Raw genomic sequence first — 26316 nt, forward strand, 5'->3', positions numbered from 1 at the left:
TTTAAACCCTTGATTTATAAAAATTATTATCTATGCTGTTTCCATCTTGGCCGTACTCACTTGCTTTAGTACCAAAAATTTTTTCATTAAGTGAGTCAAAAAATTCTTTAACAGCAACGACATGCCTTGCATATTCTTTATTAACTTTATGTAAATTTTCAAGCTTTGAACGCATAAGTACAAGCTTTGATTTCACTTCATCGTCTAAAACACTAGCAAGTGTAGTCGTACCGCTCTCTTTTGATACCTTTAAAAGCTCTTTATCTAGTGCTCTTTTGGTATCTTCAAATGCACGAACTAAGGCATTTTTTTTCTTTACACTCTCATCAACGCTTGAGTGCTTTGCCTCTTTTATATTTGCGATATCTTGTATAGTTAAATTTATAAGCTCATCAAGCTCGCCTATAGCCTCGTCCAAAAGCTTTTTTATCATTTAAAGTCCTTAATTACAGCAGCGCATCAGCCACAGCCCTAGCCGTTTTTGAGATATCAACCTGATAAGTGCCATTTGCTATGGCATCAGCTATCTCTTTTAGCTTTGCGTTTTCGTTTGTTCTTACTTCTTTACTCTGAGTTTCGACCTTGGCATCGCTATTTTTATTTAGCGTATTTGCCTGAAAATTTGGTCTTTGGTTCAAAGGCCTTATCATATTCATACCTCTTAAAATAAAATGTTTATATCACTACATCGGCAGAATATAAATTTACTTAAGAGTCTCTCTTTAAAAAATCGTACAAAAGTTCTGAAAAACCAAGATTTCCACTCAATGCTTTACTCATTGCATCGTTATACATTGACCTATAGATATCGCTACCAGCAGCCTTTGGATATAGCGAGTTGTGCTCATCTTCTTTTAAAGCAATATCAAGCACAGCCTTTACCATATAAGCCTCAAATGCATCAGTTTGCTCTTTTAAAAGAGCATCTTGTTTAGCATTTGCGTTTTTTATCTTATTTGTAGAAATTTCATTGTATGAATTTAGCGCTAAGGTGTTATCTATTTGCATTATATTATCTCCAAATCAACCTGTATCGCACCAACTCGCTTTAAATTTTCAAGTATCGATATAATATCGCTTGGTGTTGCTCCAAGCTTATTTAAAGCTCTTGTTACGTTTGCAACGGTTGTTTTCTCACCTGAAATTTTAAGTAAATTTTGACTAGGTGCGACAGACGTATCACTTCCTATATTTACATCGTTTTGCGCTGCTTCATCGTAGCTATTTGGCTCTATTTTTATTGTGATTGCACCATGCGTTAAGACAACTGGGCTAACCACAGCATTTATGCCACTTACTATCGTGCCAGTTCTCTCATCAACCACTATCTTTTCATCTGGTTTATACTCTACATCAAGGTCAAGCACAGCGCTTGCAAGCTCGATAATACTAACATCATCTGGCTTTTTAACGATAACCGTTCTTGGATCGATCGCCTTTGCGGCATCATCAGAGATATTTGCATTTATAGCATTTTGGATATCAAGAGCGGTTTTAAAATTTGTATCTTTTAGGCTTAGTCTTATGCTATCTTGATTATAAATGTCATAAGTTACTTCTCGCTCAACCAAAGCTCCATTTAGAATAGAGCCAACGGTTGGGTGGTTGCCCCCTGATCTACCCATGCTTTTTCCGCCGATGCTTAAAGCACCCTGAGCCAAAGCGTAAATATCACCATCAACGCCTTTTAGTGGCGTCATGAGAAGAGTACCACCTTGCAAACTTTTTGCATCGCCAATGGATGAGATCACAACATCAAGCTTATCGCCATGTCTTGCAAATGCAGGAAGCTTAGCTGTTACCATAACAGCAGCTGCATTTTTTGACTTGATATCATCTGGATTTATCTTTACGTTTACGCCTTGAAGCATGTTTGATAGAGACTGTATCGTAAATTTTGACGTTGAGCCATCACCTGTGCCGTTTAGCCCAACCACAAGGCCGTAGCCTATTAGCTGGTTATCCCTTACACCAACGATGTTTGCAAGCTCTTTTATCTGCGTAGCAAAGGCTGAAGTAGCTATCACTGAAACTGCTACAAAAGATAAAAATTTTTTCATATTTTTTCCTAAAATTTAGCTATTTTAGGTTTTTAAAGCAAAAGATGTTCCAAATTTTTATAAATTATTGGAAGTAAGAGAGCGAAGTAGCTCCAAATTTTTTAAATTTTACAAGTTTAAATGTAGAGATTTCATCGCTAAATTTAAAGTCACTGTTGTGCTCAAAAACTATCATGTAAATTTTCTCTTTTTTTAGCTGTGAGATTAAATTTACAAGCTTTTCATAGATATCATCAAAGCCAGCTCTTATGTCAAACGGCGGATCAAGATAGAGCAAAACCTTACCACTTTGAGAATTTACAAGATTAGGCAAGACAGAAAAGGTATCGCCATTTATTGCTTTTAAATTTGAGCACTCTAGGCTAGCAAGATTGCTTTGCGTGATCTTAAAAGCAGCTCTGTCTTTTTCGATAGCAATAGCCTCACATGCTCCGTTGCTAACGGCCTCGCTTGCCATCACGCCGCTTCCACCAAAACCCTCTATAAATGTAAGTGAGTAAATTTCATCTCTAATGACGTTAAAAAAAGACTCTTTTACGATGCTTTTTGTGCTTCTAGTCGTGCTTAGGCTTGGCAGTTCAAGCCTTTTACCTTTAAATTTACCACTTGAGATTTTAGTGTAGAGTTTCACTGATTTGCCCTTAAGATTTCTAGTAGATCAGCTTTAAATTTATCTATCAAAAGTGAAATTTTCTCTTCTAAGCCCTTTTCATTTTTAGCTTCATTTAGCTCATTTGCTTTTGAAATTTGCATAGCTGAGTAAAATTCTTCAAGTGTATCAAGAAGTGTTGTCTTAGTAAAAGGATGAGAAAGATGAGCATTTTTACCTATTATAAATAGCGGTTTTTTTGTCGCGATCTCGCGGTCACTCACTACAAAATCACAATCCTTATGATGAGCAGCCAAATTTCCACAAAAAAGCAGCAGTGTCTTTTGAAGCAAAATACACTCGCACTCAAATGAAATTTTCATATCTCTTCCTATAAATTTTTGCTCGATTTTAGCCTAAATAATCAAAAATTTGTATAAACACTAAAGGATTTTAAAATTTTACCGATGTAGAAGCTAACGTAAGTTTTAAGGAGTAAAACTATGGAAATCTTTAAGGCAGCAGCAAATCAGGTACTAGATACGAGCATGAGCACATCTGCTCAGCGTCAAATAGATAGCAGACCTATCGAGCATTCTGATGTTAAATTAAGTGCTGATAAAAACAATGAAACAAAAGATGTTAACGAGCTAGACGGACTTAGCAACGAAGAGCTTGCCAAAAGAACAAGAGAGGTCACTGACAGACTAAACTATCAAATGCAGCAACTCGATACTAATGTAAGATTTGCTTACAATGAGAAGCTAAATTTAATGGTCGTGCAAGTAAAAGACGCTAAAACTGGCGAGGAGATAACACAACTTCCAAGCAAAGAAGCTATAAGAATAAGCGAGTATTTCAAAGAAAGCATCGGAATACTTTTTGACAAGGAGAGTTAAAAATGGCAGTAGGTAACGTAACAAATTTAGGTATCGGCACAAAAAATAGCGGACTAAATGACGATCTTATCAAAAAGCTAAAAGAAGCAGACGAAGCAGGACAGATCAAGCCTTTAACAAAAAGACTAGAGAGAAATGACCTAAAGCAAAAAGACCTTGCAGCGCTAAAAACTCTAGTTAGCAACGTAAACGTAAGTGGCAAAACACTTGGCGGAGAGGCACTTTATCTAAAAAGAACTACAAACAATGCTGGCAAAAGCGTAACAGCCTCAGCAGCAAATGGCGTTAGCGTGCAAAATTTTAGTATCGATGTGCAAAAACTTGCTCAAAAAGATACATTTCAAAGCTCAAATTTCAAAAACGCTTCAAGCTTAGTAGGTGCGACAAATAACGGCTCTTTTGACGTTGAGATCGATGGACAAAAATTTTCTATTAGCGTAACTAGATCAACCACATATCAAGATATTGTAGACAAGATAAATGATATCAGTGGCGGCAAATTACAAGCTAGAATTTTAAATGTTGGCGGAGATAAGCCAAATCAAATCATGCTTCAATCAGGCAACACTGGTGCTACACAGACTATTAAATTTTCAAATGATACGGCTGGCGTTTTAGATAAGCTTGGCTGGGATAGTACGCAGTTTCAAGATAAAGATGCAAATGGCACTCTGCTAACAAATCCTGATGGCACACCAAAGATGACATCAAATTTTGAAAAGAATAGAATTTTAAAGGCACAAGATGCGGAATTTACATATAACGGAGTAAATGTAAAAAGAAGCAAAAATACCTTCAACGACTTAAGGCCGGGAATTTCTATTACATTAAATGAAACTGGTAAAACAAACGTAAGCGTCTCTCAGGATACAAAAGAGGTAATAAAAGCGGTTGAAGAATTTATCAAAGACTACAACCTAATGACCATGAACCTTGGTATAGCCACAAAATATGACGAGGAAAAGGGAGCTGGCACCTTCCAAGGCGTTAGCGAAATTTCAAGCTTAAGATCAAACATTGGTCGTCTTGTAAATGGACAAGATAGCGAAGGCAAAGCATTAAGCAAATATGGCATAGTGCCTGATAAAGACGGACAACTTCAGCTTGACCTAAACAAGCTAAATGCAGCTCTTAGCAAAGATCCTGAAGAGATTCAGAAATTTTTCATGGGATCAAGCAAGATCGAGCCAATAAGCTATATGGGAGCATCGACTGTTAGCACTGGAGCACTAGACATAAAAGCTGGTGATCTTACGATAAACGGCAAGTCAGTTACATTTTCAACTACTGCTACTGCCACAGCTGAAGAGAATGCACTAAAACTTCAACAAGCCATAAATGACGCTGGCATAACTGGAGTTACAGCCAGTCTTGATAACAGTGGCAAAAGAATCGTCTTAAAAAGAAGCGATGGCGAAAATATCGAGGTAAAAGGTAAAAATTCAGCCTTAACGGCTCTAGGTATGAATGAAGCCACTATAAATCCAGTAACGAAAAAGACAGATGGGCTATTTACAAAGCTAGCTAAAATGCTTGATGGTGTCGTTGGTAAAAAAGGCACGATGGTTGCTATGCAAAATCAGTTAAAAGACGAAAACGAGTCGATCACAAAAAATAAAGAGAGCACACAAAAGCTTTTAGATGAGAAATATACAACAATGCAAGAGCGCTTTATCAAGTATAACGCTATCATTGCAAGCTTAGAAAATCAGTTCTCGACACTAAAATCAATGATCGATGCAGAGATAAATAGCAGAAAATAAGAGAGAAAGATGAATCAAAGTGCATATAGTGCATACGCACAGTCTAGTTTTGGGGGCATTGAGTCCCCAACTAAATTAATAGAAATGCTTTATGACGGAATTTTAAAATTTATATTTCGTACAAAAAAGGCGATAGAAGCTGGAAATATAGAGAAAAAAGTTTATTATATAAATAGGACAAACGCTATTTTTGTTGAGCTTTTAAATTCGCTTGATTATTCTCAAGGCGACGTAGCCCACTATCTTAGCGGCCTTTATACAAGACAGATGCAGCTTCTTGCTATGGCAAATATACAAAACGATATCGCAGCCTTAAATGAAGTAACCAATGTCGTAAAGCAACTATCTGAAGCATGGAGAGAGGTAACTTCAGGTGAATAGTTGGATCAATGAATTTAAATTAGCATTGATAAACGAAGACACGAGCAAGATAGCTGCTTTATCACAAAATTTTAGTGAAGATATGTTTACAAGCCTAGCTTCAGCACAAGAAGCACAAGCACTAATTGGCGGCGCAATAGAGCTTTTAAAAAGCAAGTCTTCACATATTCAAAATGAGCTTATAAAACTACAAAAAGCGCAAAAATACGTAACAAACTAATCAATTTTTATAAATTTAAAGGCACGGCGTTAAGCCGAGTTCTGTCTTGAGCGATCATTTATCTACGCTTGCTTTTACAAACAAGCTCTAGCGAAGGGTTTTAATATAAGACCAAAACCATCCCTTCTTGCTGCAGGTTGGGTTTATATGGCCACGCAAGTTACCAAGCGTGCCGGTGGGCTCTTACTCCGCCGTTTCACCTTTACCGCCGAAGCGGAAGTCTACTTTCTGTTACACTATCCCTTAGGTTTCCCTAGCCATCCGTTAGATGGAACCTTGTCTTATCGCAGCTCGGACTTTCCTCTTTTTCAAAACAAAAGCGATCGCTTACCGTGCCAGAGCGAAATTATAGCGGTTTTGGCTTAAATTTATAGCTTTAGCTTTTATCACAACTACACTTACTTCTTCTAAGCCATATGATTTTACATACAAAAAGCGACTTTATAGACAACCATTTGAGCAAAAGTCTAGCTTACGTTTTATATAAATTTTTACTAGTCAAATAGCTGTATTTTTATATTAAAGTGCGATAAATTCTGCATTATTTATAGGACGCAAATCACAAGAATTGCCAAATTTTTTCATTGTCTCGCGTGTAGCTTCTATAAAAGGTTCGCAACCAAAGTGTGGCACTATGAAAAAATCCACCAAATTTAAGCCTGTAAAATCACTCACGTTTACGCTATTTTCATCCATAGGCGTAGCATATCTCGTATCTGGTGCCGCTACGACCGCACCTGCTGACTCACCGATATAAATTTTGCCCGCTTTGACTGCATTTTTTATAGCTTGCCAGACGCGCGATTTTCGCAGCTCGTTAAGTAGATAAAATGTATTTCCACCGCTAACGTAAATGATGTCGCACTGACTAATGGCAGATAAAATTTCATCGTTGCAAAATAGCTCATCTTTCTCAGATACTGGCACAGCTAAACTCTGGGCGCAAGAGACGTCAAGGCGTCTTAGCCTTGCGCCAAAATTTTCTAAAATTTCCACCGCTTCATCTACGTAAAAATTCACCTCTTCAAATTTTGCTGCCGTATCGATAAAAGCAACATGCTTACCTTGAAAATCTACCACTTCATTGATCTTGCTCGCAACCTCCGCGAAATAAGAGCAAAGAAAAATATTCGCCATTTTTAATCCCTTTAAAATATAAATTTGCAAACCCATTATATCCAAACGAGCCTAAAAACGCTTATATTTCACGTCGCTCGCATCTTGTTCCACGGATAAATTTTAGCGATTTAAGATATGGATCTTGGTATAAAAATTTGATAAATTTTGCCTCAAATTTGAGCTTAAAACGACAAGGTAAAGTTTTTGCACCACTTGGTTTATAGCTTTTAAAGAGCATTAGGCGAGGCGGATTTTGATTTACAAAAATTTAAATGTGAAAGTTAAGGTGTAGTCTTGCGAGATGGTTTTAAATGTTTTATGTATCACTATGCTCGTAGTTAAACAAAAGAAGTAAATTTCGTCCAAAAATAAGGCATACAGCCTATCGCAGAGCAAAATTTATACTCTGCTTGCAGTTACCGGCATAGACACAAAAATCATTTAAAAGCGCTCGCAAGACAAGCCGCCGCCCTACTCAAAGATATTTTTATGCAAGATTTCTTCTAGCACAACAGTCGCGTAGCTGCCTTTTTGCAGCGTGAAATTTATCGTAAAGTGCGCCTTTTCCTCGTTGTATTTGTAGCTCGTATCCTCCAAATAACACCACGCAAAGCGCCTAGATCCCGTCATTTTAGCTTTATATTCATTTGCCTGCGCGAAAATTTGATCCTCTACCGCCCTAGCTGCGCCCTGCGCCTCATACGCCTTCGTGCCCGCTATCAGCCCGCAGCTAGTGATATCTCTAGTATCAAAGCGCGCGCCTTCTGCGTTCAAATCCTCGCACAAAAAGCACTTACCGTGCGGGTAGTGCCCCAAAACTTCGCCCTCAATTAGCTTAAAAAATCTCTTTTGAGATTTTAAATTTTTCAAAATCGCGTTATCAAGATACGGGTAAATTTGAGCTAGCTCAGAGAGGCTAAAATCATGCGCGAACCTCGAAATCTCCACGCGTTTGCTAAGCCAGCGATTAAAAAGATCGCTCTGATATGCCGAGATCAAAAAGTCGTTTAGCTTTACATTTTTGCTCTTTTTGCCGTTTATCGTCCCATTTTTAAGTAGCTCAAGCCCAGTTTCGGCATTGTCGCCAAATTTACCAAAACGCTGATAGCCAAAGTAGTTTGCATAGCCCATTTTATCGATACTAACAAATGCTTGCTCTAGCTTTTTGGCATTACTTGGTAGCACCTTTTTTAAGCGGATGAAAAAGCTATTTCCCTTTAGATGTCCGATGCGAAGCTTATTTTTATGCACATTTAGGCTTAAAATTTTCATCTTTTCGTTGCTAAAATTTGCCAGAGCCGCTTCAAATTTACGCGGCATAGAGATAAACTGTGTCGTCATACCCTGCTTGTCCTTTAGCCCAGCGTAGCCAAAATCACGCATCTTAGCTCCTGTAACCTCGCTTAAGACATGCAAAGCCTCCTGCGTTGTCATATCTTTTTTAGAAATTTCAACGATCAAGTGCTCGCCGTCACCGCTAAACTCGTAAAGTGGTATCTCGCGCACGACAAAATCATCTGAATTTTTAGAAAAGTAAGCCTCGATGGGTGCATGAGTGAGTGCATAAAGTGGCTTAAAAGTGGTGGTTTCTTGCATTTTGTTTTAACCTTTTATTTGAAATTTTTGCAAAGACGCTAATCTTTGTCCGTGTTTTTGCGGCGATCCTTTTGATGGCGTTTAAATTTTTAGGACTAAAAGTAAATAAAATTTCATACTCTTCGCCGCTACTAAGCTCAAATTTACTTAGCTTTTTTATAAATTTAACACCCTTTTTGCTAGCCTTTAAAAGCTTAACAAGATCGGCATTTAGCCCATCTGAGATATCCATAGCTGAGTTTACAAGATGAGCTGCTTTGTAGAAAAATTTATCTCTTAAAGTAGGCTTTTTAAAACGTGAATTTTTTGAAATTTTAGCTAGCCTTAGAAGCGAATTTAGCCCCTTTTTGCTACCTCCAAGCTCGCCAGTAAAAGCCACCAGATCTCCGTATTTTGCATTTTTTCTAAGCACAGCTTTGCCATTTAGCCCACCAATTACACTAACGCTTATATTTAAAATTTTGCTACTTATCGTGTCGCCACCGATTATCTTTACGCCAAACTCCTCGCAAGCTCTGTTTATGCCACTACTTAGCTCTTTAATTTGCTGCGGCGAAAAATTCTTTGGCAAGCTAAGTCCAAGAAGCGCAAATTTTGGCCTAGCATTCATCACGATCGTATCTGAAAAATTTACGATCATCGCCTTGTAGCCGATCTCTTCAAGGCTTAGCCAGCCATGCTTAAAGTGCGAGTTTTCAGCAAAGATATCCTTGCTAAAGACCTGCTTGCCAAGCACGGCCGCATCATCGCCAATATAAGCGTTACCAAAGCATTCAATCGTGAAATTTTCTTTATCCATCGGGCCATTATAATGAAACTCCTTTTAATTTTAGGATAAAATAAGCCAAAAAGGAGTCAAATGCAAAAAATAGAAATTTTTAGATTTAATGCAAAAAAGGATATTTTGTCGTATTTTAAACCATATTTTTTAGAAATTTTAGATTACGCAAACCTTGACGAGCTATTTTTGCATGTTAAAAAAATTGATCCCTATTTTCAGCCAATAACTGGCTTTGTGAAAGTAAATGATGTCGTAGTGAACACTGCTGAACCATTAGTAAATTTATATGAAAAATTTGCAGACGAGCTTGTGATTTCGCCACTTGATGAAAAAAGAGCGGTTTTAGATCTTGAGATAAACGATGATGACTTTTGGAAGAAATTTAAGCCATTTGATAAATTTTGCGATCAAGCAGACAAAGAATTTTATGCAAGCTTAAAGCCATATTTTTATGCTGATTTTGTGAGAAAATACGAGCCAAATTTTATAGGTGCAGCGGCCATCATGCTAGCTCATCATCTTTATAAAAAAGAAAAAAATGATGAGATCATGAGGCTTATCAACAATGAAAATGGTATTTTGATAGCTTACAAGATTGATGATTTTATCTTTGGTGGAAGCGAAATTTATACCGAATCGATTAGGTTTTTTAAAGAAATTTTAGGGATAAAAGAGGATGAAACCTCAAAAAATGAGCTTGAAAAGATAAAGAGCTTGGATAAATTTAAAGAGTTTAAAATAGCCGTAAGCGATAAAATCCCTGCAAATTTAGATAAATTTAGAGCAAATTTTATAAATCTAAACATCAAAATTCCTTGTGGATTTGAACTTTTAAAAGTAAATGAAAAGCTTGCATTTGCACTTGCAAGCAAGACCATTTTTAATGCGTTTGATAGCGGGGCTGATTTTTTACTAGCTAGCAATGATGCTGAGTTTTATATGTTTGACACGCTTTCAAAAAAGCTTGAAAAATTTACAAACAGAAGTTTGCAGGATTTTTATATTTTAAGAGTTAGCGAACTGATCGAGTTTGAAAATGGCAAAATTCCAGCAAGCCTAAAAGAGCATACGCTAAAAGTAAATCTAGTCTAAAACTAGAGAATTTATTTTTGTAAAGTCGCATTTTGCTCGCTTAAGGCTTCTTCTTTTTCGTCTTCTTGTCTTATCTCATCGTACCTTGCTTTGGCGTTTTCATAAACACCAACTGGTAGGCTTATGTTTAAATCATCCCTTAAGCTCATCACGTCATCACAAGCATTTTGGTAGCCAAGGTCGCAGCTTTTCATATAATAACTCACGCCAAGCTCGATATTTGAGTGCTTTTTTAGATCTCCATCCATTTGCTCATTTATCTCCTCATTTACAAACATATCGCCCAAAGCCTCGCATGAAAGCACATCCTTTTGCTCACAGCCATCATAGAAAATTTCATACGCAGCTACGTAATCTCCAGCATTTAGCGCCTCAATACCTCTGTCATAATCATCAATGTCAAAGCTAAATGCTAAATTTAAAGCTAGGATTAAAAAAACTATCTTTTTCATATAAAGCTCGGTGCATCGTTTGAAAATAGTATGAGATCGCCAGCACGCGTATCTTGAGCTAGAATTTCTTGCATTTTATTTTTATCCTTTAAGATGATGATCTTTGGCTTTACGATGTGCTTTAGTAAAACTTCAGCATTTAGCGAGCTTGTGATGACGACAAGGTCAAAAATTTCATTTATCACCTTGGCTAAATTTGCATTTTGCTCCGCATCGCTCTCGACGATACCAGGCGTTAGCAGCACTTTTCTGCCAGCGTAGGTGCTTACAAGCTCGTAGCTTGCGCTCATACCTGAGAAATTTCCATTAAAGCTATCGTCAATTATCAGCTTGCCGCCAGCCTCGATCTTGCTTAAGCGGTGCTCGACGTTTTTTATCTTAGATAGCGCTCTATCTACCGCCTCATCGCTCATTTTTAGGTATTTTGCCACCTTGATGCAAACGGCTAAATTTGTAGCGTTAAATTTGCCAAGTAGCGGCGAAGCATAGTTTTTGCCATCAAGCGTAAATGAAATTCCATCTAAATTTGCATTTATATCTTTTAGGCTCTCATCGTAAATTTCTAAATTTTGGCTTGGCTCTTTTTTTGTCGAGCTATGTAAAAATGCCATTTGCAAACGGTTGCTTTGAAGTGCTTCAAGCTTGGTAGAGCGGATATTATCAAGTGTTTTAAAATACTCAATGTGTTGCGCGCCGATCTCGCCAACGATGACGATTTGCGGGTTTAGAAATTTTGTGATCTCTAGGATGTCGCCCTTTAGCCTAGCGCCTGCTTCTGCGATGTAAATTTGCGTTTGCTCGTTTAAGTTTTCATTGATATCTTTGATGATACCAGCCATTGTATTTACGCTGCGAGGCGTCTTGTAGCAGACGAAGCTATCTTTTAAAATTTCAAATAAGAAATTTTTGATACTCGTTTTGCCGTAGCTTGCTGTGATTAGGATGATCTTTAACTCTTTATTTGCACCCAGTTTTTTAAGCGCCTTGTTTTTAAAGCCTTGAAATTTTATCTTTTCTAAAATTTCACTAAAAAATAGGCTCACAACCAAGACAAAAAGTGGCATAGGAGCCAAAAACGCCTTGTGAATGATGAAATTTAGAGCGTAGTTTAGGATGATAGCGCAAGCAAGGATCACAAAAAAGTGCTTGATCCTGGCGGTAAAGACTAGCTTTTTATCAAGTTTTTTGTGCCAAAGATAAAGAGCTGGCAAAAGAGCAAAGTAAAAATAGATAAAAAACCACTTGCCAGTCGTGTAAAAAAGCACCAACGGCACAATAAAGAAAAAGACGTGCCAAGCGGGCTTTGTGAAGTGAAAGAGCACGCGCTCAGGCCTATATGAAAACCACTGAAAGCAAGTAATCACATAAAAAGCGAGCGCAAAGATAAATAAAACTGTGCTTATGCTTAAAAATATATTCATCTTATCTCCTCGATCCCGCTCTCATCGTCATCTAGAACAACATTTTTTGCTTCATTTGGCTCAAATTTTAGCCCTTTTTCTATCTCGTCACTTATGAATTTAGCGTGAAGTAAAAAGAAAAAATGATCACCATTAAGCGGAAAAAATGAACTATTTTTTATGAGCTTATGTATGCTCTCTCCGCTTGTTATAGGCGTTGCCTTGTCATTTTCTCCCCAGAATATCAAAGCCTTGCCGCTAAAGCTAGCAAAATTCTTCGTAAAATCCTCATCAACTACGTTTTTTAGGGTCTCATACATCACTCTGCTCATACCGCTCACATCTTTTGTGGCAAAGAATTTATAAAATTTTCCAAATCCAAAAAGCTTAAAAATTTTAAAAATAACGATCTTTGCGCGCACAATAAATGGCTTTTTGACAACTATGCCAGCTGAGCTTAAAAGCACAAGATGTGGCGGTTTTAGAAGCGTTGCGACCTTGCCACCAAAGCTATGACCTACGATGATATCTGGATTTATGCCAAGCTCACCACAGAAATTTTCAACAATTTTTGCATAATCACTTGTTTTTAACGGATCAGTAATTGAGCTTTTACCAAAGCCTGGCATATCGATATAAACGTGACACAGCTCGCTCAAATATGAGCCAAATGCCTTTTTCATTATCTCTTTATTAGCGCCCCAGCCGTGCAAGAAAAGTACTATTTTTTTACATTTTGGATTTACGATCTCGTAGTTTATATCAAACTCATTTGAGCCGTACTTTACCGCCCTACTCGCCATCGTTCTCTCTTTTTTTTGCAGTATAAATGCTCTCAAGCACGCTCACTGCTTCGCAAAGGCGCTCATACTCTTCCATATTTAAAAGCACTGCTTCAAATTTATTATTTTTAACAATGACCGCTCTTTTTAATTCATTAGCTCCCACACGAGAGAGCACTGAACTAAAATTTCTAACTACTTCAGTTGCTGTATAAATTTCGTCTTTTGTAAAAGTTACCATTGTCGCTCTTTGTGTAAAATTTTACGTAAAATATCACAAACTACTTTATAATCTACTAAATGGCCTAAATTTTTCCGCGACCTTTTACTGAAGTGATCGAGTTTATAAAGCTATAATCGATCTTTATATTACGCTCTCTTGGAAGTGAGTTTGCAAGAGCATTTAAAGTGCTCTCAAAATCCTCGAATAGATAGTTTGCAAGGCTTCCTGGATTTGGATTTATCTCGTTTAGATATACCTCATCATCGATCACAAAAAAATCACATCTAATGATCGCTCCGTCAAAGCCGCAATCATAAATTTTAGAAAAATTAAATTTGAGCTTTTGTTTTAGCTCCTCAGAGATATCGGCCTCTTTGACCTTACTCTCGTTTGAAAAGCTAAGATACTTTTGCTCATAATCTAAAAATTCTTTCTTTTTTGGCTCTTCGATGATAGAAAATTTTATCTTTCCATCTATCTTACAGCCTGCAAGGTTGTACTCTTTTACTCCCTTTATAAAAGGCTCGACAAGCACATCTTTATCGAACTCAAATGCCACGTCTTTTGCATAAGCTAGCTCGCTGGCGTCATGCACTATATTTACGCCGATGCTACTTCCAAGTCTTGCTGGCTTTAAGATAATAGGATAGTGAAATTTTGGCTGGCTCTCACGAGTTAGCATCTCATAGTCAAGCGCCTTTACACCAGCTTTTTGTGCTAGAAATTTAGTAAGCTCTTTGTTGTAGCTAAGTGCGCTTGCTTCAAGCCTTGGACCTATATATTTGACCCCGTAAAAGTCAAAAAGTGCCGCTATCTTGCCATCTTCGCCGTCCATGCCGTGGATCAAATTTATAATGACGTCGCACTCTACTTTTTTATCACCAAAGAGAGAGTGTATGAAAAATCCACCTTTAGATAAAATGAGCTTTTTTGAATTTTTGTATTTACCAGAGCTAAAGAAATTTGCTCTCATATCTTTTTCTTCGATAAGATAAAAATCTCTATTTGCGTCGCAAAATATAAATTTTAGCTCTTGTTTTAGGACATTTTTTAAAACTATCGCACTAACTATGCTTATCTCATGTTCATAGCTCTTTGCTCCAAATATTACACCTAAATTCATCTTTTTAATCCTTATCCTAATTTCTTTAATGCTTCTTTTATAAGATCGCTCGTATTTTCACTCTTGCACTCAGGCAAAATTTTCACTATCTTCTCACGTTTAAAGCCAAGTGCCTCAAGTGCCAAAAGTGCCTCATTTTGGTAGCTTGGCACACTCTCATCACTTATTAGCTTTGCGTCGCTTAGCTCAGCTATGATGCGTCTAGCAGTCTTTGGTCCGATACCTGGCACACTTTTAAAGGTATCTGCATCGCCGCTTATTATGGCATTTGTAAATGCTTGTGAGCTTAGACTTGAACAAACTGCCATAGCCGTGCTAGCTCCGATGCCATTTAATTTAATAAGCATCTCAAACATCTTTTGCTCATTTGCATCCAAAAAGCCATAGAGTAAATTTGCGTCCTCTCTTATGATCTGCGTTATGGCAAGCTCGACCTTTTCGCCTTTACTAAGTTTTGCTGAGCAAAAAAGCGAGATAAAAATTCCATAGCTTATGCCGCTATTTGTTTTAAGTATCACAAATGCGGGATCTTTTTTGCTTACGATACCTTCGATCGCTTTTATCATCATTTAACCTTTTATTCTTAAAAATTTGTATCTGTGTAGTCTTCTAATTTATTTGACTTTTTGATCTTATACTCAGCCTCATCGCCATCGCCGATCTTCTCTAAAGTAATGGCATGAGCGGTTTCATTTTGCTTTGAGATATAAGTGACATTTTGTGGAGGATCAACGATAACAAATCTAATCTCATTTAACTCAACCCAGTTGCCTCTATTTATCACTTTTGCAGAAAATATTCCATTTTGCATGATCTCAAGCTCATCTTTTAAAGTAGCTAGCAACTCTTTTTTATCTTTAAAAATTTTTAGCAAAGTGTTGTATTCATTGACTAGACCTTGATACTCTTTTAGCTTTTTCATGAAGGTAACTGGTGGTATCACTTTAGCTTTTGAGAGCTCTTCTACCTTTGCTTTTATGGTATAAATCGAGTCCTTATTTTCATTTATGACATTTTTCTTTGTTTCAATATTTTTTAGAAGCGAAGCAAGCTCTGCTTTTGTATATTCGATCTTATTTAATTGCTCTTGCGTAGCCTCAGCACTCTCAGGCATTTTGCTAGTATCGATTATAAATTTATTGTCAGTGCCTCTTAAATATCTTACGTCTATTAAGTGTGAAGCTGTGATAGTGCAGTTTGAGCCAAGCGTATTTATTTGGATATTTTGAGCAGTTATAGAGCCACCAACAACGCTATTTATCTTAACTCTTTTTGCTACGACATTTCCGCCTTCTAGCCTATCTATCTCGACATTTTCAGCTTCAACCTTACCGATGTGGATAGAAATTTTTGCATTTTTTGCATAAATTTTAGCCTTTTGGTGTGTTTGACCGCCGATTATTACTTCATTTGCTTTAACCATCGCATTTGCACCGACGTTTCCTTTAACCTCGATCTCGTCAGCCTCCACGATGATGCCAGTGCCGATGGCATCTTTTATAGTGTCAGTTTCCCTAACCACCAAAGTCACATTTGTATCAGTGCCTGCTTGAATAGAGCCAGTTGTTTTAAAATTTGCCTCATTTATCTCTATGCGCTCTTCAATATCAAATGAGCCATTCTTCTCAACTACATATCCTGATTTTTTAGCGATATATATTATGCTATCGTCATTTTCTACTCTCTCTATATTTTCGCTTATAATTATCTCTTTGCCAGTATCTTCTTTTGGCTTTTCTACTGCTAATAATTTACCTCTCGCATCACGGCCATTTTGCCCTTCGTGAGACTTTTTCTCTTCCATTATCACTTCATCTTGTGCCACGCCAAAAACAAAACCTCTATCAGCGTAATCAACCTTATCTTCTTCTTTTATCGCATCAAGTTTATCTTTGTAGTAGTAAAGTATCTTTGCATCGGTAGCTTTTTTTGGATTTATACCTTGTGTTATATTTAGCATGTAATCTTTATCAAGTTCGCCCTTTACATGCACAACTGAGGCGATTTGTTTTAGCTCGTCTTTTAGTTTGCCTATCCTTATACCTATTAAAATTTGAGCTTTCATAAGCTGTTTGGCGATATATTCAAAAAGTTTATCTTCGTAATGCTGTTCGTATTCACAATCTTTTGTAGCTTTTACCTTTGCGACTACTTTTGTAACTGTTGAATTTACACCGATTTCTATCTTTGGAAGCTTTGGTACAGCATTTAGCCTAACATCAAAAAATTCCACATCATAGACCTGCTCGATCTCTAGTGTCTCGTCAAGATAAAAAGCATTATCATCAAAAAAGTCTAAATTTTCTTCAGGGACAAAAACTGGCTCTTCATTATCTTTATTTTTATAATAAGTCAAAATATCTAAAATTTTAAAATCTATAAATTCTACCGGTACGCTGTGTTGCTTGCTTAATTCTTTAAGCGATATATAAGGTGTTGAAGTTTGAATTTGCGTTGGCGGTAAAAATCTCTCGTTTTCTTGCACGTTCTCGCTCAAAATTGATCCATTTCACATAAAATTTGGCTCTTATTATCGCCAAAATTTTATTAAATTTGGGTTATGTAAGCTTTAAAGCATCTTTTGTTACTATTGCGTTTTCAAATTTAATTTAGGTGAGCGATGTTTATAAAAGGTTTTTTTTCAAACTCAGTTGGCATTATGGTTTCAAGAATTCTTGGACTTATAAGAGACCTTTTAACAGCTTCTATCCTTGGAGCTGGCATATTTAGCGACCTCTTTTTTATAGCATTTAAGATACCAAATTTATTTCGCCGCATCTTTGGTGAGGGTGCCTTTACGCAGGCATTTTTGCCAAATTTTGCAAATAGCAAGAAAAAAGCGATCTTTCAGGCTGAAATTTTTATCAAATTTTTACTTTTTATAGGCGTATTAACGCTTCTTGTAAATTTATTTACGCCCTACTTTATAAAGATCATCGCAAGTGGTCTGAGTGAACAAAATGTCACAGACGCAGTGCCACTCGTGCGTATAAATTTCTACTATCTAGCCCTTGTTTATATCGTCACTTTCATGGGTGCGCTGCTTCAGTATAAAGGGCACTTTGCAACGACTGCATTTTCTACTGCACTGCTAAATTTAGCCATGATCGCTTCACTACTTTTGGCTCGTGGCAAGAGCGAGAGCGTGGTCGCACTTTATCTTAGCTTTGGCGTCGTTGCAGGCGGCATTTTGCAGGTTTTGGTGCATCTAATCGCTATGAAATTTAACGCCTTAAATAAAATTTTCTGGGGCGGACTAAGTGGATATTTTAAGGGCAAAAGAGCGCAAAGCAAAGGCTTTTTTATAAATTTCTACCACGGTTTGCTTGGCTCAAGTGCGATGCAGATAAGCGCTTTTATGGACACTTGGCTAGCTAGCTTTTTGGTAAGTGGCTCGATAAGCTACCTCTTTTATGCAAATAGAATTTTTCAGCTCCCACTCGCCATCTTTGCGATCGCGCTCTCTCAGGCACTTTTCCCAAAGATCACTAGGCTTTTAAAGCAAAAAGATGAGGCAAATGCCCTAGTTTGGACGAAAAAGAGCTTTTATCTACTACTTTGCGCCCTGCTAGCAGCTACGATCACAGGCGTCGTGCTAAGCGAGTTTATCATCTGGCTCTTGTTTGAGAGAGGGAATTTCGTAAGGGTAAATACCATTGAATGCGCCAAGGTGCTAAGCGCTTATTTGGTGGGGCTTACGCCATTTGGACTGGCTAAAATTTTCTCACTTTGGCTTTACGCAAATATGAAGCAAAAAGAGGCGGCCAAAATTTCTATCATCTGCCTTGTGATAAATTTGATCCTAGCTGTCATTTTGATGCAGAAATTTGGAGCTGCTGGCCTTGCATTTGCAAGCTCACTTGGGGGATTTTTGCAGCTTATTTTATACATTAGAGCCTTTGGTGCTAAGCGATTTTTAGCTATAATCGAGCCTAAATTTATAGCCGCTATCGCACTTTTGGCGGTTTTGCTCTATTTTGGTTTAACATTTTTAAAGGATATATTTAATGCGAATTTTTGATACTTCTAAAAGAGAAAAGGTTGAGTTTAGCCCTATTAAAGATGGTGAAGTTAGCATCTATCTGTGCGGCCCAACGGTCTATGACGACGCGCATTTGGGACATGCAAAGTCAGCCGTTAGCTTTGATCTTTTAAGAAGGGTCTTAAAAGCGCTTGGCTACAAGGTCAAATTTGCAAGAAACTACACCGACATCGATGATAAAATTTTAAACAAGATGGCACAGACTGGCCAAAGCCTAGAAGAGATCACAAACAAATATATAGCGCACTACGAGAGCGACATGGGCGCTTTAAACGTGCTTGATCCAGACTTTAAGCCAAAGGCTACGCAGTGCTTGGAGGCGATCATTAGCTACATCAAGGTGCTTATGGATAGAGGTGTGGCGTATAAGACGAGCGATGGAATTTACTTTGATACGAGTAAAGATAGTGGATATTTTAGCATTAGTGGCAAGGATAATAACACCGATCTAATCGCACGAGTGGCAAGTTTTGGCGAGAAAAGAGATGAAAAAGACTTCGTGCTTTGGAAATTTGACGAGAAATGGTACGAGAGCCCATTTGGCAAGGGTCGCCCTGGCTGGCACACCGAATGTGTGGCTATGATAAGAGAATTTCTAAGTGACAAAGAAAATGATAAATTTGAGATCGACATCCACGCTGGCGGCATCGACCTACTCTTTCCGCACCACGAAAACGAGGCAAGTCAGTGCAGATGCGCCTATCATAAAAATTTAAGCAAATACTGGATGCACAACGGCTTTATAAAGGTAAATAACGAAAAGATGAGCAAGAGCCTAAATAACAGCTTTTTCGTAAAAGACGCCCTAAAAAACGTTCATGGCGAAGTGCTTAGATATTACTTGCTTACGAGCCATTACAGAGCTCATTTTAACTATTCGGATGAAGATCTAGTGGCTTCAAAAAAAAGACTTGATAAAATTTACCGCCTCAAAAAAAGAGTTGATGGCGTGCAAGCTGGCATGGCAAATGAGAGCTTTAAAAATGAGCTACTTGAAGCACTAAGTGATGATCTAAATGCTTCAAAAGCGCTTGCAAGTGTCGATGAGTTTGTAAAAACGGCAAATGAAAGGCTTGATACAAATCCAAAAGATAAAGTATATAAGGCTGAAGTAGTGGCAAATTTAGAGCTAATAAGTGAATTTTTAGGCATTGCTAGTACAAATTATGTTGAGTATTTTCAGTTTGGCGTAAGTGACGAGCAAAAAGAGCATATCCAAAAACTTCTTGATGAGCGCTCGGTAGCTAAAAAAGAGAGGAATTTCGCAAGGGCTGATGAGATAAGAGATGAGCTAGCAAAGATGAATATCTCTATCATGGATACGCCAAATGGCGCAGTTTGGGAGAGAAATAATGAATAATTTTGGCTTAAAAGATGTGCTAAAGCGCTTTGGTCCATATTTTAAAGACTATATCCCACACTTCATTTTTGCCATCATCGGCATGGCTCTAGCAAGTGGCGGAACAGCAGTCAGTGCATATCTAGTGGAGCCAGTACTTAATAAAATTTTCGTTGAAAAGAACGAAACATTGCTTTATATGTTGCCATGTGCGATTATTGCCATTTATGTGTTAAAAAATATAGGTACATTTATGCAGGCTTATTTTACCGCATATATCGGTCAAGATACGATTAGAAGATTTCGTGAAAAGATGGTTGAAAATTTACTAAATTTGGACATGAAATTTTTTAATGATTTTAGAACAGGCGAGCTAATAAGCAGAACTACGAACGACATAGAGCGCATAAGATCTATTGTTTCAAGCATCATACCCGAGCTAACAAGAGAGTCAGTCACCATTATAGGGCTTCTTTGCGTCGTCATCTATCAAAGTCCAAAGCTGGCATTTTTCGCCCTTGTAGTCATGCCAGTGGCGATCTATCCGATCTCGCGCCTTGCTAAAAGGATGAAGAAAATTTCAAAGCAGTCACAAGAAAAAACTTCAGATATCACCTCTGCGCTTAGTGAAATTTTTACAAATATCGAGATAATCAAAGCAAATAACGCCCAAGAATACGAGCATTCACGCTTTGTTGATGAAAACAACAAATTTTTTAGGCTAAATTTAAAAAGCGTCAAGATCGAGCAGCTAGTAAGCCCACTAATGGAGACCATAGGCTCAATAGGCGTGGCAGCGGTTATAATAATAGGCGGTAAAGACGTCATCGACGGGCATATAAATATGGGCGCATTCTTTTCATTTTTAACAGCGCTTTTTATGCTCTACACCCCGCTAAAACGCATCGTAAATATCTACAACAAGATGCAAGATGCCATCGCAGCAAGCGAGAGAACGTTTTTCTTGATGGATAAGGTAAGCCAGATAAAAGATGGCCAAAAAGAGCTAAACGAAGAGATAAATTTGATCAAATTTAACGATGTCCGCCTAAGCTACGGCGACAAAGAGGTCCTAAAAGGGATAAATTTAGAGGCAAATAAGTCAGAATTTATAGCCCTTGTTGGCTCAAGTGGTGGCGGAAAAAGCTCGCTTATGAATTTGCTTATGAGATTTTACGACGTAAATGGCGGAGAAATTTTGATAAACGGCACAAATTTAAAAGATATCAAAATTCACTCACTTCGCCAAAATATCGGGCTTGTAACCCAGCGTGTCTATATCTTTAACGACACGGTTGCTAAAAATGTCGCTTACGGCAGAGAATTTAACGAAGATGCCGTAATAAACGCACTAAAACTAGCCAATGCCTATGAGTTTGTAAGCAAGCTAGATAACGGCATAAACACTATCTTAAATGAATTTGGCACCAACCTCTCAGGTGGTCAAAGACAGCGCATCGCCATAGCTAGAGCGCTTTATCAAAATCCACAAATCCTAATCTTTGACGAGGCTACTTCAGCGCTTGATAACGAGAGCGAAAAAGAGATCACAAAAGCGATAAATAATCTAAGAAGCAAAAAGATCATCTTTGTCATCGCTCACCGCTTAAGCACGGTTGAAAATGCCGATAAGATCGCAGTTTTGAGTGATGGCAAGATCATTGATAGTGGAAGCGACGAGGAGCTTAGCAAGAGAAATGAAATTTATGCAAAACTTAAAGGCAAAGCCTTAGTTTAAGGCGATTTTTGCTAAGATTTGCGTAAATTTTTAGGCATTTTAAAGAGGTCAAAATGAGCTTAAACTACGAAACTTTAAAATCTATATTTTTTAAATTTGATCCAGAAACTGCCCATAAAATCGCAGAACTTGCAATGATCGGGGCAAATAAAATTTTTCCAGGATCATTAAGCTTTGTAGCAAATAAGTGCGTGGTCGATGACAATGCGCTAAAACAAAATTTATTCTCAAGCACTTATCACAATCCAGTTGGCATAGCTGGTGGCTTTGATAAAAACGCCACAATGTTTGAAGCACTCACGGCTCTTGGCTTTGGGTATTTAGAATTTGGCACATTTACTCCAAAACCTCAACCTGGCAACGATAAACCAAGACTTTTTAGGCTTATAGACGAAGAGAGTATCCAAAACGCGATGGGCTTTAACAACGATGGCTGTGAGGCTATTAAAAATAGAGTCAAAAAACTTTATCCTTATACTTTGCCAATTTGGGCAAATATCGGCAAAAACAAGGTCACACCAAATGAAGATGCGATAAAAGACTATGAAATTTTAGTAAGAGAATTTAGCGAAATTTGCGACACCTTTGTCATAAACGTCTCATCGCCAAACACGCCAAATTTAAGAGCCTTACAAGATGAGAGTTTCATAAAAGAACTTTTTAGCGTCATTTTGCCACTTACTAAAAAACCAATCATCTTTAAAATCGCTCCTGATATGAGCCACGAAGATGCGATCAAGCTTTGTAGCTGCGCGGTAGAAAACGGCGCTAGTGGTGTGCTTGTCTCAAATACAAGCGTTGATTACTCACTCTCTCACTCATCAAATCTAAAAGATTTTGGCGGACTAAGTGGCAAGGTGATAGCTAAAAAGTCAAAAGAGATATTTAAAGCCGTGGCAGATGAGCTTTATGGCAAGACGACGCTTATCGCGTGTGGCGGCATAGATAGCGGTGCAGAGGCATATGAGCGCATAAAAATGGGAGCAAATCTAGTGCAAATTTTTACAAGCTTTATCTTTAAAGGTCCGATGGTCGCAAGAGATATAAATTTAGAAATTTTAGAGCTTTTAAAGCGAGACGGCTTTGCCTCTATTAGCGAAGCGGTCGGCATAGATGTTAAAAAATAAAAGGCAAAAGATTGATAAAATTTAATAAAACAAAACTAGAAAACGGACTTGAAATTTATCACGTACCAGTAAATCCTGGCTCAAAAGTGATAAGCGTCGATGTCTTTTACAAAGTTGGCTCAAGAAACGAAGTGATGGGCAAAAGTGGTATCGCCCACATGCTAGAGCATCTAAATTTCAAATCAACTAAAAATTTACGTGCTGGGGAGTTTGATGAGATCGTAAAAGGCTTTGGTGGCGTAAATAACGCAAGTACGGGCTTTGACTACACCCACTACTTTATAAAAGCTTCAAATGAAAATTTAGACAAAACGCTTGGTCTTTTTGCTGAGCTTATGAAAAATTTAAGCCTAAAAGACAAAGAATTTCAACCAGAGCGAGACGTAGTGCACGAAGAGCGCAGGTGGCGAACAGACAACAATCCTATGGGATATCTCTACTTTAGGCTCTACAACCACGCATTTATCTACCATCCATACCACTGGACGCCGATAGGCTTTATAAAAGATATCGAAAACTGGAACATTAGCGACATAAAAGAATTTCATGCTACTTTTTATCAGCCCAAAAATGCTATTTTGATGATAAGTGGCGACATCGGCAAGGATGAGGCATTTAAAATAGCTAAGAAAAATTTTAACAGCATAAAAAATAAAAGAGCCATCCCAAAACTACACTGCAAAGAGCCTGAGCAAGACGGCGCAAGAAGGGCTATCGTCTATAAAGATAGCCAAACGCAAATGCTAGCGATCGCTTACAAAATCCCAAATTTTAAACACGCTGATCAAGTGGGGCTAAACGCGATAAGCGAGTATCTAGCCACTGGCAAAAGCTCTATTTTGCAGCAGCGCCTAGTCGATGAGCTAATGCTTGTAAACCAAATTTATGCTTACAATATGAGCTGTGTTGATGAAAATTTATTTATATTTTTAGCAGTTTGCAACCCAGATGTCGAAGCAAACGTAGTTGAGGCTGAAATCTTAAAGATCATAGATGATTTAAAAAATAAGCCAATCGACAAAGAAGATGTTTTAAGAGTTAAAAATTTGATAAAAACTGATTTTATTTACTCATTTGAGAGTGCAAGCAAGGTTACAAATTTATATGGCTCATACCTTGCTAGAGGCGATATAAAGCCACTTTATGAGCTTGAAAAAAATATCGATAAGATAGATGCCAAGCTTTTAAAAGAGATAGCAAATAGATATTTTAATGAAAAAACCAGCACAACAATAATTTTAAAAAAGGAATAAACGTGGAAAATTCGCTTCAAGGTGCGATGACCGCACTCATTACGCCATTTAAAAATCAAAAAGTAGATGAAGTCAGTTTTGAAAAGCTAATAAAAAGACAGATAAAACACGGCATAGATGTCGTTGTGCCAGTTGGAACTACCGGCGAGAGTGCAACACTAACACATGATGAGCATAGAATTTGTATCGAAATAGCCGTAGATGCGTGTAAAGGCACAAATGTAAAAGTACTAGCTGGTGCTGGCAGTAACGCGACTCACGAGGCTATTGGTATCGCTAAATTTGCTCAAGCTCATGGCGCTGATGGCATCCTTTCAGTTGCACCTTATTACAACAAACCAACACAAGAAGGACTTTATGAGCACTACAAAGCCATTGCAAATAGCATTGAAATTCCCGTGCTTCTTTACAATGTTCCAGGTAGAGTTGGAGTGGATATCTTGCCAGCGACTGTTTTTAGGCTTTTTAAAGAGTGTAAAAATATCTACGGCATCAAAGAGGCTACAGGTAGTATAGATAGATGCGTCGATCTACTGGCTCACGAGCCAAATTTAGTAGTCATTAGCGGTGAAGATGCGATCAACTATCCTATCATATCAAATGGTGGCAAAGGCGTTATCTCAGTTACTGCAAATCTCTTGCCAGATCAAATTTCAGAGCTTACACACCTTGCGATGAACGAAGAGTACAAAAAAGCAAAACTAATAAACGACAATCTATACACGATAAATAAAACGCTCTTTTGCGAAAGCAATCCGATACCAATCAAAGCAGCGATGTATCTAGCTGGACTCATCGACTCTTTAGAGTACCGCTTGCCACTTTGCGAACCAAGTAAAGAAAATTTTAAAAAGATAGAAGAAGTAATAAAAAATTACGAAATAAAGGGTTTTTAATGAAGGACACACTAAACGAATTTAAAGGCAAAACGCTAGTCATCAGTGGCGGCACTAGAGGTATCGGTAGAGCCATAGTTGAAGAATTTGCAAAAGCTGGTGTAAATATAGCATTTACCTACAACTCAAACGAAGAGCTTGCAAAAGAGCAAGCGAGAGAGCTTGAGGCTACTTATAAGATAAAAGCAAGAGCTTATGCACTAAATATTCTCGAGCCAGAGACTTATAAAGAGCTATTTTTAAAGATAGACGAGGATTTTGATAGGATTGATTTTTTCATCTCAAATGCTATCATCTCAGGTCGTGCAGTAGCTGGCGGATACACTAAATTTATGAAGCTAAAACCAAGAGGCATAAACAATATCTTTACAGCAACAGTAAATGCCTTTGTCGTAGGCACTCAAGAGGCTGCAAAACGCATGGAAAAAGTGGGTGGTGGTAGTATCATCAGCCTATCATCAACTGGAAATTTAGTCTATATCGAAAACTACGCAGGTCACGGCACAGCAAAAGCAGCCGTTGAAGCCATGGCAAGATACGCTGCGACCGAGCTTGGCGAAAAAAATATCCGCGTAAACGTCGTAAGTGGCGGTCCTATCGAGACAGACGCACTAAGAGCCTTTACAAACTACGAAGAGGTGCGCGATATGACAGCAAAGCTTAGTCCACTAAACCGCATGGGACAGCCAACTGACCTAGCCGGAGCATGTCTATTTTTATGCTCATCTAAGGCTAGCTGGGTGACTGGGCATACATTTATAATAGATGGCGGCACGACTTTTAAATGAGAAAATTAAAATTTTAAGCATAAAGGCATATTTGTGAGTTTAAATTTACCAAACGCATTGGCATTTTTTAGGATATTACTGGCTCCACTTATGTTTTTTATGCTTGTAAATGCGCCAGGAATTTTTACGCAAATTCACATAAGCTGGATAAACTACTTCGCAGCTCTTATTTTTGTGATCGCCTCGGTGACTGACTTTTTTGACGGCTACATCGCAAGAAGCTGGGATCAAAAGACCAAGCTTGGCGCTATCCTTGACCCACTAGCAGACAAGATGCTAATTCTTGCTGCATTTTTGGGGCTTATGATGCTTGGCAGAGCGAGCGCTTGGGCTGTTTATCTCATCTTAGTGAGGGAATTTTTTATAACTGGCTTTCGTGTCGTGATGGCAAGTGATGGTGTCGAGGTCGCTGCATCAATGGCTGGCAAGATAAAGACCGTTTCGCAGATGTTTGCGGTTGGATTTTTACTGATGAGCTGGCCAGGCGGAGAGCTTTTGCTTTGGATTGCTGTTGCACTTACGCTTTATTCTGGGTTTGAGTACATTTTTGCCTACGTAAAAGCGATGAAAAAGAGCTAAAATTTCTTTTGTTTGTAAGACCCAAAGTTTTTACTTGCAAAATTTATATAAATAATAAAAACTTCATTTTCTAA

Annotated in this window: 29 protein-coding genes and 1 other RNA gene; 13 read left to right on the forward strand and 17 right to left on the reverse strand. The window is 37.8% G+C overall.

The genetic code is table 11. From position 1 onward, the window contains the following. Window position 1: 1 nt before the first annotated feature. The 6 genes from flgN to A3854_RS01845 all read right to left on the reverse strand — a co-directional run bounded on the left by flgN (window position 2) and on the right by A3854_RS01845 (window position 3032). Entirely contained in the window at window positions 2-433 is a 432-nt protein-coding gene (gene flgN / locus A3854_RS01820; protein ID WP_021091397.1) for a flagellar export chaperone FlgN, read from the reverse strand. Between the two features lie 13 nt (window positions 434-446). Then, the gene (locus tag A3854_RS01825; RefSeq protein ID WP_072594307.1) at window positions 447-650 is read right to left on the reverse strand and encodes a flagellar biosynthesis anti-sigma factor FlgM; all 204 of its coding nucleotides are present in this window, start codon (window positions 648-650) and stop codon (window positions 447-449) included. Between the two features lie 58 nt (window positions 651-708). After that, the gene (locus A3854_RS01830) at window positions 709-1008 is read right to left on the reverse strand and encodes a rod-binding protein (protein WP_054196705.1); all 300 of its coding nucleotides are present in this window, start codon (window positions 1006-1008) and stop codon (window positions 709-711) included. Continuing rightward, the gene (locus A3854_RS01835; protein WP_084041073.1) at window positions 1008-2060 is read right to left on the reverse strand and encodes a flagellar basal body P-ring protein FlgI; all 1053 of its coding nucleotides are present in this window, start codon (window positions 2058-2060) and stop codon (window positions 1008-1010) included. The genes A3854_RS01830 and A3854_RS01835 overlap by 1 nt, the downstream gene beginning before the upstream one ends. A gap of 64 nt (window positions 2061-2124) precedes the next feature. Continuing rightward, entirely contained in the window at window positions 2125-2691 is a 567-nt protein-coding gene (rsmD, locus tag A3854_RS01840; RefSeq protein ID WP_084041074.1) for a 16S rRNA (guanine(966)-N(2))-methyltransferase RsmD, read from the reverse strand. Beyond that, window positions 2688-3032, reverse strand: coding sequence for an ornithine carbamoyltransferase (locus A3854_RS01845; RefSeq protein ID WP_084041075.1), 345 nt, complete (start codon window positions 3030-3032; stop codon window positions 2688-2690). Before A3854_RS01845 ends, rsmD begins: the two co-directional genes overlap by 4 nt. Window positions 3033-3152: 120 nt before the next feature. Between A3854_RS01845 and A3854_RS01850 the strand changes: the two genes are divergently transcribed. The 4 genes from A3854_RS01850 to A3854_RS01865 are packed head-to-tail and all read left to right on the forward strand — an operon-like array spanning window position 3153 to window position 5912. Next, a complete protein-coding gene (locus tag A3854_RS01850) occupies window positions 3153-3548 on the forward strand; it encodes a FlaG family protein (RefSeq protein ID WP_084041076.1) in 396 nt (131 codons plus the stop codon). Between the two features lie 2 nt (window positions 3549-3550). Further along, a complete protein-coding gene (gene fliD / locus A3854_RS01855) occupies window positions 3551-5311 on the forward strand; it encodes a flagellar filament capping protein FliD (RefSeq protein WP_084041077.1) in 1761 nt (586 codons plus the stop codon). 9 nt (window positions 5312-5320) lie between these two features. Continuing rightward, window positions 5321-5692, forward strand: coding sequence for a flagellar export chaperone FliS (gene fliS, locus A3854_RS01860; protein ID WP_084041078.1), 372 nt, complete (start codon window positions 5321-5323; stop codon window positions 5690-5692). Then, complete coding sequence (locus A3854_RS01865) at window positions 5685-5912, forward strand: hypothetical protein (protein ID WP_084041079.1); 228 nt, start codon at window positions 5685-5687, stop codon at window positions 5910-5912. The genes fliS and A3854_RS01865 overlap by 8 nt, the downstream gene beginning before the upstream one ends. A 14-nt stretch (window positions 5913-5926) precedes the next feature. Here the strand turns inward: A3854_RS01865 and rnpB are convergent. From rnpB to A3854_RS01885, 4 genes are all read right to left on the reverse strand, one after another. Next, an RNA gene (rnpB, locus tag A3854_RS01870) (RNase P RNA component class A) lies at window positions 5927-6251 on the reverse strand. 180 nt (window positions 6252-6431) lie between these two features. Beyond that, window positions 6432-7049, reverse strand: a complete 618-nt coding sequence (locus A3854_RS01875) for a Type 1 glutamine amidotransferase-like domain-containing protein (RefSeq protein WP_180378631.1) — start codon at window positions 7047-7049, stop codon at window positions 6432-6434. 453 nt (window positions 7050-7502) lie between these two features. Continuing rightward, window positions 7503-8627, reverse strand: a complete 1125-nt coding sequence (gene truD / locus A3854_RS01880; RefSeq protein WP_084041081.1) for a tRNA pseudouridine(13) synthase TruD — start codon at window positions 8625-8627, stop codon at window positions 7503-7505. Further along, complete coding sequence (locus A3854_RS01885) at window positions 8605-9426, reverse strand: thiamine-phosphate kinase (RefSeq protein ID WP_084041082.1); 822 nt, start codon at window positions 9424-9426, stop codon at window positions 8605-8607. The genes truD and A3854_RS01885 overlap by 23 nt, the downstream gene beginning before the upstream one ends. Window positions 9427-9486: 60 nt before the next feature. Between A3854_RS01885 and A3854_RS01890 the strand changes: the two genes are divergently transcribed. Further along, window positions 9487-10500, forward strand: coding sequence for an HdrB C-terminal domain-containing protein (locus A3854_RS01890; protein ID WP_084041083.1), 1014 nt, complete (start codon window positions 9487-9489; stop codon window positions 10498-10500). An 11-nt stretch (window positions 10501-10511) separates the two neighbouring features. Here A3854_RS01890 and A3854_RS01895 read toward each other — a convergent pair whose 3' ends face one another. The 7 genes from A3854_RS01895 to A3854_RS01925 form a co-directional block, all read right to left on the reverse strand. Then, window positions 10512-10952, reverse strand: a complete 441-nt coding sequence (locus A3854_RS01895; RefSeq protein ID WP_084041084.1) for a hypothetical protein — start codon at window positions 10950-10952, stop codon at window positions 10512-10514. Continuing rightward, window positions 10949-12373 carry a Mur ligase family protein gene (locus A3854_RS01900; RefSeq protein ID WP_084041085.1) on the reverse strand — a complete coding sequence of 475 codons (1425 nt, stop codon included), beginning with the start codon at window positions 12371-12373 and terminating at the stop codon, window positions 10949-10951. The genes A3854_RS01895 and A3854_RS01900 overlap by 4 nt, the downstream gene beginning before the upstream one ends. After that, complete coding sequence (locus A3854_RS01905) at window positions 12370-13155, reverse strand: alpha/beta fold hydrolase (protein ID WP_084041086.1); 786 nt, start codon at window positions 13153-13155, stop codon at window positions 12370-12372. Before A3854_RS01905 ends, A3854_RS01900 begins: the two co-directional genes overlap by 4 nt. Further along, window positions 13145-13375, reverse strand: a complete 231-nt coding sequence (locus tag A3854_RS01910; protein WP_021091404.1) for a type II toxin-antitoxin system Phd/YefM family antitoxin — start codon at window positions 13373-13375, stop codon at window positions 13145-13147. The genes A3854_RS01905 and A3854_RS01910 overlap by 11 nt, the downstream gene beginning before the upstream one ends. A 64-nt stretch (window positions 13376-13439) precedes the next feature. After that, on the reverse strand, window positions 13440-14480 hold the full coding sequence (locus tag A3854_RS01915; protein WP_084041087.1) for a D-alanine--D-alanine ligase: 1041 nt from the start codon (window positions 14478-14480) through the stop codon (window positions 13440-13442). 11 nt (window positions 14481-14491) lie between these two features. After that, on the reverse strand, window positions 14492-15046 hold the full coding sequence (gene ruvA, locus A3854_RS01920; RefSeq protein WP_084041088.1) for a Holliday junction branch migration protein RuvA: 555 nt from the start codon (window positions 15044-15046) through the stop codon (window positions 14492-14494). Window positions 15047-15063: 17 nt separating this feature from the next. Beyond that, a complete protein-coding gene (locus A3854_RS01925) occupies window positions 15064-16977 on the reverse strand; it encodes a flagellar assembly protein A (protein ID WP_084041089.1) in 1914 nt (637 codons plus the stop codon). Between the two features lie 123 nt (window positions 16978-17100). On the opposite strand from A3854_RS01925, the gene murJ reads away from it, so the two are divergent. Genes murJ through pgsA form a run of 8 tightly spaced genes read left to right on the forward strand, consistent with a single transcriptional unit; the run spans window position 17101 to window position 26242 of the window. After that, window positions 17101-18501, forward strand: coding sequence for a murein biosynthesis integral membrane protein MurJ (gene murJ, locus A3854_RS01930; RefSeq protein ID WP_084041090.1), 1401 nt, complete (start codon window positions 17101-17103; stop codon window positions 18499-18501). Continuing rightward, window positions 18488-19882, forward strand: coding sequence for a cysteine--tRNA ligase (gene cysS, locus A3854_RS01935; RefSeq protein ID WP_084041091.1), 1395 nt, complete (start codon window positions 18488-18490; stop codon window positions 19880-19882). Before murJ ends, cysS begins: the two co-directional genes overlap by 14 nt. Then, window positions 19875-21599 (forward strand): ABC transporter ATP-binding protein, encoded by a 1725-nt coding sequence (locus tag A3854_RS01940; RefSeq protein ID WP_084041092.1) that lies wholly within the window; start codon window positions 19875-19877, stop codon window positions 21597-21599. The genes cysS and A3854_RS01940 overlap by 8 nt, the downstream gene beginning before the upstream one ends. Before the next feature lie 53 nt (window positions 21600-21652). Continuing rightward, entirely contained in the window at window positions 21653-22726 is a 1074-nt protein-coding gene (locus A3854_RS01945) for a quinone-dependent dihydroorotate dehydrogenase (protein ID WP_084041093.1), read from the forward strand. Between the two features lie 11 nt (window positions 22727-22737). Continuing rightward, window positions 22738-23979: a M16 family metallopeptidase gene (locus A3854_RS01950; RefSeq protein ID WP_084041094.1), complete on the forward strand. Its 1242-nt coding sequence runs from the start codon at window positions 22738-22740 to the stop codon at window positions 23977-23979. A 26-nt stretch (window positions 23980-24005) separates the two neighbouring features. Then, window positions 24006-24875 (forward strand): 4-hydroxy-tetrahydrodipicolinate synthase, encoded by an 870-nt coding sequence (gene dapA / locus A3854_RS01955; RefSeq protein WP_219336927.1) that lies wholly within the window; start codon window positions 24006-24008, stop codon window positions 24873-24875. Next, the gene (locus tag A3854_RS01960) at window positions 24875-25663 is read left to right on the forward strand and encodes an enoyl-ACP reductase (protein WP_084041096.1); all 789 of its coding nucleotides are present in this window, start codon (window positions 24875-24877) and stop codon (window positions 25661-25663) included. The genes dapA and A3854_RS01960 overlap by 1 nt, the downstream gene beginning before the upstream one ends. Before the next feature lie 33 nt (window positions 25664-25696). Continuing rightward, the gene (pgsA, locus tag A3854_RS01965; protein ID WP_084041097.1) at window positions 25697-26242 is read left to right on the forward strand and encodes a CDP-diacylglycerol--glycerol-3-phosphate 3-phosphatidyltransferase; all 546 of its coding nucleotides are present in this window, start codon (window positions 25697-25699) and stop codon (window positions 26240-26242) included. Window positions 26243-26316: the final 74 nt, after the last annotated feature.

The sequence above is a fragment of the Campylobacter concisus genome, assembly GCF_002092845.1.
Classification (GTDB): domain Bacteria; phylum Campylobacterota; class Campylobacteria; order Campylobacterales; family Campylobacteraceae; genus Campylobacter_A; species Campylobacter_A concisus_AQ.